At 62.9% G+C, this 8,012-nt stretch carries 7 protein-coding genes and 1 tRNA gene; 4 read left to right on the forward strand and 4 right to left on the reverse strand.

What is annotated here, in order from left to right:
* Positions 1-592: 592 nt before the first annotated feature.
* The 3 genes from ACR2J1_RS11675 to ACR2J1_RS11685 all read right to left on the reverse strand — a co-directional run bounded on the left by ACR2J1_RS11675 (position 593) and on the right by ACR2J1_RS11685 (position 1,849).
* Positions 593-1,087 carry a hypothetical protein gene (locus tag ACR2J1_RS11675; protein WP_434019495.1) on the reverse strand — a complete coding sequence of 165 codons (495 nt, stop codon included), beginning with the start codon at positions 1,085-1,087 and terminating at the stop codon, positions 593-595.
* Between the two features lie 244 nt (positions 1,088-1,331).
* Positions 1,332-1,407, reverse strand: a tRNA-Glu gene (locus tag ACR2J1_RS11680).
* Between the two features lie 67 nt (positions 1,408-1,474).
* Entirely contained in the window at positions 1,475-1,849 is a 375-nt protein-coding gene (locus ACR2J1_RS11685; RefSeq protein ID WP_434019496.1) for a hypothetical protein, read from the reverse strand.
* A gap of 18 nt (positions 1,850-1,867) precedes the next feature.
* Between ACR2J1_RS11685 and ACR2J1_RS11690 the strand changes: the two genes are divergently transcribed.
* The 3 genes from ACR2J1_RS11690 to ACR2J1_RS11700 all read left to right on the forward strand — a co-directional run bounded on the left by ACR2J1_RS11690 (position 1,868) and on the right by ACR2J1_RS11700 (position 4,838).
* Entirely contained in the window at positions 1,868-2,920 is a 1,053-nt protein-coding gene (locus ACR2J1_RS11690) for an RluA family pseudouridine synthase (RefSeq protein ID WP_434019497.1), read from the forward strand.
* Between the two features lie 112 nt (positions 2,921-3,032).
* Positions 3,033-3,926 (forward strand): RNA polymerase sigma factor RpoH, encoded by an 894-nt coding sequence (gene rpoH, locus ACR2J1_RS11695; RefSeq protein ID WP_434019498.1) that lies wholly within the window; start codon positions 3,033-3,035, stop codon positions 3,924-3,926.
* 102 nt (positions 3,927-4,028) lie between these two features.
* A complete protein-coding gene (locus ACR2J1_RS11700; protein WP_434019499.1) occupies positions 4,029-4,838 on the forward strand; it encodes an alpha/beta fold hydrolase in 810 nt (269 codons plus the stop codon).
* Here the strand turns inward: ACR2J1_RS11700 and ACR2J1_RS11705 are convergent.
* The gene (locus ACR2J1_RS11705; RefSeq protein WP_434019500.1) at positions 4,798-6,636 is read right to left on the reverse strand and encodes a monovalent cation:proton antiporter-2 (CPA2) family protein; all 1,839 of its coding nucleotides are present in this window, start codon (positions 6,634-6,636) and stop codon (positions 4,798-4,800) included. The genes ACR2J1_RS11700 and ACR2J1_RS11705 overlap by 41 nt on opposite strands.
* A gap of 180 nt (positions 6,637-6,816) precedes the next feature.
* Between ACR2J1_RS11705 and chrA the strand changes: the two genes are divergently transcribed.
* Positions 6,817-8,012 (forward strand): chromate efflux transporter (gene chrA, locus ACR2J1_RS11710; protein WP_434019501.1); only part of this gene is annotated, 1,196 nt, incomplete at its 3' end.

Genomic DNA, 8,012 nt, shown 5'->3' on the forward strand with positions numbered 1-8,012 from the left:
CCCTGGAGCCCAGGATGGTACAGATACTGTCGCGGGACGTATGGACCTTCCTTCAATCCCAGGACCGGCTATTTCCACGCCGCTGATGGTGGCTGGTCCTTCTGCGATTAGACTGTAGCCAAACAAAAAGGCCCGCTAGCGGGCGGGGCTGAGTCTTTCGGCCCTTGTCCCTTCCGAAAACCTTATCCGGGGGAGGATTCGCCGGAATTAGGGAATCGGGGCATCCTTGCGGGCGATGGTACGATCCTCAGGCTGCTGATCGGGGCGCAACGCGATTGTATTATGTCACGCGGGCGGCTTGAAGCGGAGGTGATTGTTCTCCGCCATTAGCTCAACATATTGCGCCGCCAGTCGCCGAGGCGGATCCGGCCAAACGCATTTGATCGGGCGCTCTTTGTCTGGCTCTATCGGTATTCCCCGGACATCGGCAATGCCGTCGCGATCATTCGGCCTCGAAGACGAGTTGGTGCCTGCCGCATGGCGATGGTTAGCTGGTAACGGAGAAGCAAATTCTCAACCTCAAGCCGGCTCCTCGACTTGAACAGGTCGGCGACGAACATTCCGAGCGCGTGCAGGATCGCAAACATCGCTCTCAAGGATGCGATGATTCTGCCTTACGATGCGAATCCAAGCCGGATGGAATTTTCGGAAAGGACACCGATAAATCGGAAATCAGCCGGTGCACTGATGCATCCGCGTAAATGAAACCGCGCCCTGTCAGGCTGCGCGACTGCTCCCAGGGCGCATAGACCGACACAGCGATAAACGGTTCTCCGGTTGGCGGTGTGATGGTCGCTGCGGCAAGTGTCCCCGGTCGGCTCACGCCCAATTCTTCCGCGTGCGCGTCAGGAAGCAACTTTGCGGCAAGCCACTGCACTTCGGCGCGGCGTGAAATATTGACAATAGCGGTTCGCCACGCCCGGTACGGACCCGTATGCCAAGCGGCTGCATCGATGCTAAGTCTCCCCACTACATCGGCCGACGGTTCCCTAGCTTCCTGGACCAAGGCGATATCTGCGTCTGAACTGGTGAGGAATCGCCACGCCGTCTTACGCTGCGCCATGTTCCACGAGATCAATCTCACCATGATTGAGCCCGTCGAGGCGTCCTAAGCAGACTCACCCTATCACCCTGATCAGCTCCAAGTGTACGAGCAAGCGATCTGCCGCCAATCGGGGCCCTATTCGAGGTGGGGTGCACCATCAGATAGGCTACTGGACCTCCTACCCGTCAGTGTCTAACACTTGCCTAACCACCTGCTTATGCGCGGCTGTATATTGGGCACCCGTTGGGCAAGTTGGGCGGCCTGTCACTTAAGTTACTGATTCTATTGGCGCCCCGTAGGGGTTTCGAACCCCTGTTTCCGGCGTGAGAGGCCAGCGTCCTAGGCCACTAGACGAACGGGGCGTTTCGCGCGAGCAGCGAAGCGCAAGCGGGTAAAGCTATAGCGTGGGCTTGGAAGGCCGATCAAGGCCTATTGCGGGTTGATTTTGATCCGGGCCAAAACCTTGCCGCTCCCCACATCAACGATCACGACCTCGGGCCCCAGGCTGGAATTGAGGTGGAGTGCGAGGCGCTCGCCATCGAGTTCCATGCTCGTCACGGTCGCATCTGGCGGAAGGGCCAGTTCGACACCGGGGACCACGTCGCGCTTGGCGAGCGCCTGACTTGCCGTATCGCCCGCCGCGCCTTTGCCCAGATGCGAGGCCTGATAGACAATGGCAGCCAGCACAAAGGCAAACCCGCCAACGAGCAGCACTCCCATGACGATGACGGCGATTTTGAGCGCCCGCACCTGGCGCGGCGTAAACACCGTGCCGGGCAGAGGGCTATTGTCAGGCTCGCTCATCACCGCCATTGAAGGTTGATGCCCATTTCAACGAAAACCCCGGAAAGCACGCCGCCCGACCTTAGACCATCTCAGCCGTCTGGCGAGCGCCTGTCGGCGGAAGCCGGTGCGGATCACGCCGGGCTTAGGCTTGATCTGTTCCTGACCGAGCGCCTGCCGGAATTAAGCCGGACTCGCTTACAGGCGCTGATCAAAGCCGGCCACGTCTGCCGTGGCGGCGCGACCATAGTGGACGCTAAATACCGGGTCAAACCGGGCGAGACCTTCGAAGTGGCCGTGCCGCCCGCGGCCGCGTCAGGTTTGACCGCCGAATCCATCCCCCTTGAGATCGTCTACGAAGACGCCGCCCTCATCGTCATCGACAAGCCGCCGGGCTTGATCGTGCATCCGGGCGCCGGCCACGCGGAAGGGACCCTCGTCAATGCGCTGCTCGCCCATTGCGGCGATAGCCTGTCCGGAATCGGCGGCGTCGCGCGGCCAGGAATCGTCCACCGCCTCGACAAAGATACGAGCGGCCTCTTGGTGGTGGCCAAGACCGACCACGCTCATCGCGCGCTCGCCGACCAATTCGCCGACCATGGCCGCACCGGCGCGCTTGAGCGTGGCTATCTCGCACTCGTCTGGGGCGCGCCGTCGCGCTCGCACGGCACGATCGACGCACCTGTCGGCCGCCACCCGACGAGTAGGACCAAAATGGCCGTGCTGCGCGACAAGGGCCGCGAGGCCGTCACCCATTGGAAGATGCTGGAAACCTTCGGCGAGGACGGCAGCGAGCCGATCGCCTCGCTGCTCGAATGCCGCCTTGAGACGGGGCGCACGCATCAGGTGCGCGTCCATCTCGCTCATATCGGGCATCCTTTGATCGGCGATCTGCTTTACGCCCAGGGCTTCAAGTCGAAGTTGCGTAAGTTGCCTGAGCCTGCGCAGACCACGCTCGCCAAGCTCAACCGCCAAGCACTGCACGCCACCCTGCTCGCGTTCGAGCATCCGGAGAGCGTCACCTTGCTAAAATTTAATAGTCATCTGCCGCTTGATCTTGCTGAGATCATTACCGTGCTCAGGGAACTGTGATGCGCGGGCAGGCTTTTATCCAGTACGCAAATCTTTTATAAAAGAAGGTCGCCGGGGGGCAGATTGACGGGAAGCTGCAAGGCCTTTTTGGCCAATTGGAGGCGAAGCTCTCATGGCCGCAAGAAGTTTGCCGAGTGTTAGCGCGCATGGTGGACTGACGCGCTACCTCGAAGAGATCAGACAATTTCCGATGCTGGAGCCGCAGCAGGAATTCATGCTTGCCAAGAGTTGGCGCGAGCATGGCGACCGCGATGCCGCCCATCAGCTCGTCACGTCGCATCTGCGCCTCGTGGCGCGCATCGCCATGGGCTATCGCGGCTATGGCCTGCCCGTGGGCGAGGTCATCTCCGAGGGCAATGTCGGTTTGATGCAGGCGGTCAAGCGTTTCGATCCCGACAAGGGCTTCCGGCTTGCGACTTACGCCATGTGGTGGATCCGCGCCGCCATCCAGGAATACATCCTGCGTTCCTGGAGCTTGGTAAAGATGGGCACCACCGCGGCGCAGAAGAAGCTCTTCTTCAATCTGCGCAAGATCAAGGGCCAGCTCAAGGCGCTCGAGGAAGGCGACCTCCGGCCCGACCAGGTCAAGCTCATCGCGACGCAGCTTGGCGTCACCGAGCAGGATGTCGTCTCCATGAACCGGCGCCTTGCCGGCGACAGCTCGCTGAACGCGCCCGTGCGCAACGACAGCGAGAGCGGCGAATGGATGGACTGGCTCGTCGACGACGGGATCGACCAGGAAACCGCACTCGCCGAGTCGGAGGAGCGCGACAATCGACGCGACATGCTCAAAAGCGCCCTCGATGGATTGAACGACCGCGAGCGACGTGTGTTCGAGGCGCGGAGGCTCGCCGACGATCCCCTCACGCTCGAGGAGCTCTCCAGCGAGTTCGGGGTCAGCCGGGAGCGCATCCGCCAGATCGAGGTGCGCGCTTTCGAGAAGGTGCAGAAGTCGGTGCAGAAGGCTGCCGCTGCAGAGCATCTGGAGCCTGCCGCCGCCGAGTAGGCATCTGCCCGGCCACGCCTCCTAGCCTGAATTTGACGGTTGCCTCGCCCATTCGGAGCCAATACCCCTGCACGCCGAAACCCCGGCAGAGGTCGAGGGCGCATGAAGCAACTGATCGTCAACGGTGTCGAGATCACGTATCTCGATCAGGGCAAGGGTGCGAATGTCATTGTCGGTCATTGCTCCAGCGCGTCTCACAAAGAATGGCTGCCGCTGATGCAGATGCTCTCGGCCGACTGGCGCGTGCTGGCGCCCGATTTCATCGGCTATGGTCAATCGCAATCATGGCCTCGCGGCGAACCTTTTTCCGCCGATGCCGATGTCGACGTCCTCGTGGCGCTCGCGAAGAAAGTCAAAGGACCGCTGCATTTCGTCGGCCACTCTTACGGTGCGGCGCTGGCGCTCGAAGCCGCGCGCAAGCTCGGGTCACGCGTAAAGAGTCTCACTCTCATCGAGCCCGTCTCCTTCCATTTGTTGAAAGTCGAGAGCCGCCCCGAATGGCGTGAGGTCGAGCGGCTCGGCATCGCGGTGCTGGGTACCGTTGGACGAGGCGATGATAGGTCCGCCGCCAAGGCCTTCATGAGCTATTGGCTGGGGCGCTGGCGCTGGTGGCTCGCACCGGAGAAGTTCAAGGCCGCCATCACCGCCACCATCCGCAAGGTTGCGCTGGAATTCACGATTGCCGTCGAAGCGAACGCGCCCTTGCGCGACTATGCTTCCATCACCGCCCCGACCCTTCTCATTGTCGGAAGCAAGACGCGAGCTCCGGCCCGCGCGGTGGCCGATATGCTCGCCGCGACGTTGCCTCAAGCCGAACTCAAGATTTTGAAGGGCGCCGGCCATATGAGCCCGTTCACGCATCGGGCCGAGATCAACCGGCTCGTTCTTGACTATCTCGCCGCTCGCCGCTGAGCGGTGCGCCGTCTTCGGCCGGCAGCTCTTCGGTGTCCTGGGCGAAGAGCTCTTCCAGCTCTTTCGCTTGCGAAAGGGCATTCGCACGGACTTTCTCGGGGTCGGTGTAATATTGATAGGTCTCGTAGAGGCGCTTCTCGTCGAGCCGCCGGAAGGTTTCGGCGAGCCGTTTCGCCTCCTTGGCGCCGAGCCCCAGTCCCCGCAACAAGCGCTGCGTCAGCTCGAGCGCGGCGAGAAACGTCTCGCGCTCGATGATGGTCACGCCGAGATCCAGCAACCGATGCACGTGCGTCCGGTCGCGGGCGCGCGCATAGATCCGAAGATCAGGAAAGCTCCGCCGCACAATCTCCGCGACGCGGAGTGAATCCTCCACATCGTCGATGGCAAGCACGAAGGCGCGCGCCTTGTCCGCGCCGGCGGCCCGCAAAATGTCCAGGCGCCCGGCGTCGCCGTAATAGATCTGCGCACCGAAACGCTTCACGAAATCGACCTGCTCGATATTCTTATCGAGCGCCGTGAAGGGAATTTGCCGCGCGCGCAACACACGCGCCACGATCTGCCCGAACCGGCCAAAGCCCGCGAGGATAATATACCCGTCGCCCTCCGGCGGTATGTCGTAATCGGGCGCGTCGGGCACAGCCCTGCGCTTGATCATGTCGTCGAGGAGAAGAAGCAGCGGGGTAAGCGCCATGGACAGCGTGACAGCCAGCGTCAGCAGGCTCGCCTGCGCCGCGCCGATGATGCCCTCCGCCAGTCCCGCGGTAAACAGCACGAAAGCGAACTCGCCACCCTGACTGAGAACGAGGCCGAGACGAAGCGCAGGTGAGCGGCTCAAGCCCCACCATCTCGCCAGCAGATAGAGGACAACCGCCTTGATGGCGACGAGTCCGACGACAATGGCCAACAACTCGACCGGACGCGCGACCACGACCGTCAGATCGATCGACATCCCGACCGCAAGGAAGAACAAGCCAAGCAGCAACCCCTCGAAGGGCGCGATGTCGGCCTCGATCTGATGGCGATATTCCGAATCCGCGAGCAGCGCGCCCGCGATGAAGGTGCCGAGTGCGGGCGAAAGCCCGACCGACTGCATGACGACCGCTGCTCCGACCACCGTCAGGAGCGCGCTTGCCGTCATCGCCTCGCGCACCCCGGTCGCGGCAACCAGACGGTAGAGCGGGGTCAGCAGGAAGCGTCCCCCGATCACCACCGCGGCGATGGTCGCGAGCGCAATTCCCGCGGCACTGAAATCCATCGCGGGCTCGTCCGGCGCCCCTAAAGCGAAGAGCGGAACCAGCGCGATGAGCGGGATCGCGGCAAGATCCTGAAAGAGCAGCACGGAGAAGGCGAGCCGACCATGACGCGTGGTGAGTTCGCCCCTCTCCTCCAGAATTTGTAGAGCGAAGGCCGTCGAGGACAGCGCAAGCGCCAATCCGATGAACAGGGCCTGGCTGGTCGCAAGTCCAAGGGCGAGGGCAATGGCCGCAAGGATGAGGCCTGTGACGATTAGCTGCGCCGCGCCGAGGCCGAAGATGGCCATGCGCATTGACCAGAGCCGCACCGGCCGCAATTCGAGGCCGATGACGAACAGCAGCATGACCACGCCGAACTCACCGAAATGCAGGAGGCTGCCGACGTCGTCGAGCGCGTAGAGCGGCCCGAGGACATAAGGTCCGATGAGCACTCCGGCGATGAGATAGCCGAGCACCGACCCCACGCCCAGGAAGCGGCCAAGCGGCACCGCGATGGCCGCGGCGGCGAGGAACACGACCACCTGAATCAATTGCGCCGTGACCATGGCTTCCTCGCGTGAGTCCTTTCCCTCGGTATCATGCGCATGCCCGACTCGCTAGAAAAGCCAGCGGAGAGGCGGGAGCTGCCGAATCGCGGGAGCTAGCCTTGGCTTTGGGTTGAAAGTGCGTCCATATGCCGGCTTCGGGCCGCGCTGTTTGTCGCGCCGCCTTGCGCTGAGGCCGGAGTGGGACGTGTGGGCGCAAATAACGATATATCTCCGCCGAGCCTCAGAGAGGCGATCGCTGTCTGGGCCAAGATCGGGTTTCTCTCGTTTGGGGGGCCCGCCGGCCAGATTGCGCTCATGCATCGCATGCTCGTCGTCGAGCGCCGCTGGATCGGCGAAGAGCGCTTTCTGCATGCCTTGAATTTCTGCATGTTGCTGCCGGGACCGGAAGCCATGCAGCTCGCAACCTATGTCGGCTGGCGGCTGCATAGCACGCTTGGCGGACTTGCCGCCGGGCTCCTCTTCGTGCTGCCCGGCGCCTGCATCATCCTCGCGCTCAGCATCGCTTATGCGCTTTACGGCCAGGCGCCGCTCGTCGAGGCGGCCTTTGTCGGCATCAAGGCGGCCGTTCTCGTCATCGTCATCGAAGCCTTGCTCAGGGTGGCACGCCGCGCGTTGCGCGAGCCGCATCATTGGATCATCGCGGCCGCGGCCTTTATCGCCATCTTCTTCTTCGCTGCGCCCTTTCCGCTCATCATCGCGGTGGCGGCGCTTGCGGGCTATCTGCTTGCCGCCGTGCCGCCAAAGCGCCCCGAGGCTGCGACGGTACCCACTCCCGTCTCGCTGACCGAGACCCTGCGCACCGCGGTGTTGTGGCTCGCCATCTGGCTGGTGCCATTGTGCATCGCGGCCGCCCTGCTCGGCCGTGATCACACGATCACCGACATCGCGCTATTCTTCTCCAAGTTGGCGATCGTCACGTTTGGCGGGGCCTATGCGGTGCTCGCTTACATGGCGCAGCAGGCGGTCGAGACCTATGGCTGGCTGAGTGCGGGAGAGATGCTCGACGGGCTTGGCCTCGCCGAGACGACGCCGGGTCCCCTCATCCTTGTCACCGAGTTTGTCGGCTTCCTCGCTGCCTACCGTCATGGCGGCTCGCCGCCATTGGCGTTCGGGATTCTTGGCGCCGCCGTGACGCTCTGGGCGACCTTCGCGCCGTGCTTTCTCTGGATCTTCGTCGGCGCACCTTATCTGGAGCGCCTCAGCGCAAACGCCAAGCTCGCCGGCGCTTTGTCCGGCGTGACGGCGGCCGTCGTCGGCGTCATCGCCAACTTGAGCGTGTGGTTCGCCCTGCACGCGCTCTTCGCCAAGGTCAGCCCGGAGTGGCATGGCTATGTGCGTCTGTGGACTCCGGACCCGGCAAGCTTGGACATTGT

This window comes from Methyloceanibacter sp., assembly GCF_050999895.1.
In the GTDB taxonomy this organism is placed as follows: Bacteria; Pseudomonadota; Alphaproteobacteria; order Rhizobiales; family Methyloligellaceae; genus Methyloceanibacter.